Source organism: Candidatus Thiosymbion oneisti, from assembly GCF_900092655.1.
GTDB lineage: Bacteria > Pseudomonadota > Gammaproteobacteria > Chromatiales > Chromatiaceae > Thiosymbion > Thiosymbion oneisti.
In genome coordinates, this window is the sequence record NZ_FLUY01001879.1 from 1 (window position 1) to 955 (window position 955).

At 41.7% G+C, this 955-nt stretch carries 2 protein-coding genes and 1 pseudogene; 1 reads left to right on the forward strand and 2 read right to left on the reverse strand.

Annotated features, from left to right (window positions below; all coding sequences use genetic code 11):
• Positions 1 to 102, forward strand: a pseudogene (locus tag BQ17_RS23650) (IS1595 family transposase); the annotation flags it as partial.
• A gap of 261 nt (positions 103 to 363) precedes the next feature.
• On the opposite strand, the gene BQ17_RS19930 reads toward BQ17_RS23650, so the two are convergent.
• Both BQ17_RS19930 and BQ17_RS19935 read right to left on the reverse strand, forming a co-directional pair.
• Positions 364 to 714, reverse strand: coding sequence for a hypothetical protein (locus BQ17_RS19930; protein ID WP_089730139.1), 351 nt, complete (start codon positions 712 to 714; stop codon positions 364 to 366).
• Positions 711 to 955: addiction module protein (locus BQ17_RS19935; RefSeq protein WP_218068372.1), on the reverse strand; the 245-nt coding region annotated here is incomplete at its 5' end. The genes BQ17_RS19935 and BQ17_RS19930, both read right to left, overlap by 4 nt.

The window sequence follows — 955 nt, forward strand, 5'->3', positions numbered from 1 at the left end:
ACGTTTCATCTACACCTCAAGGAATGTGAATTCAGATTTAATTACCGCGAGGAAAACCTCTATGATAGAATACTGACCCTGCTGAAAGAAAATCCACTCTAAAGTTATCTAGACCCTTTAAACCACAAAGTCGCGGAGAAGTTATTGAAACAGATCTCTGCGTACTCTACGGCTCAATCATTCATCGTCTTTGCGCCCTTTGTGCCTTTGTGGTTTAAACTGCTCCGCGGCTTCATGAAGGCTGCCGGATCGATTTTCCTATACTCAATCCCAGCTGGATTATTTCGATGCCAATCACATCCAATGATGCGGTTCAGTGCGCTCACCGCAACCTACGCGGACCGAATGCGGTGGTTTTTCTGTTCAGCAAGAATTGAGCCTAGCCCCTTTTCTCCCAATTTTTTGTTGGTTTCTTTCTTTCAGTTGTCCTTTTATCCATGCTGGATTTCTACGCATTGGTAAAATAGCAACAACATAGGCTGTCTCTTCTTTAATTTCATAGTAGATAGCGTATGGAAATCTTTTGGCTAACATTCGCTGAAAACCAAATCTTTTGCTGTGAATCCCGGCATAGATCACCAATGACTCAAGATCGGCAAGTAGGCTATCCCAAAAATAGTTGCCAACGCCAGCCTCCTTTTCATCATAGAAACATTTCCCATCCTCCAGATCGACCATAGCCTCTTCCAGGATGAGAACGTTCTTGATTCTCATTGCTTATGACGTTCCTTCAGTTCTTCAACAGAAAAGAACTTTGCTTTACCGCTGTCTATCTTTCTTCTTCTTTCCTCAAGAATATCCCGATGCCATTCAGGAGACTCAATCTCGATCTCATCATAAAGAAGGGTATTCCATATAGCCTCCATAGTTTGGAGACGCTCAATAGTGCTCATTTTTTTAATTTCAGATGTATTCATAGGTATCAACCTTATTGTTTTAGGAGTTTTCCATTGAA

Coding starts and splice junctions, on each gene's coding strand:
- BQ17_RS19930 (WP_089730139.1), bottom strand. CDS start 714: ATGAGAATCAAGAACGTTCTCATCCTGGAAGAGGCTATGGTCGATCTG.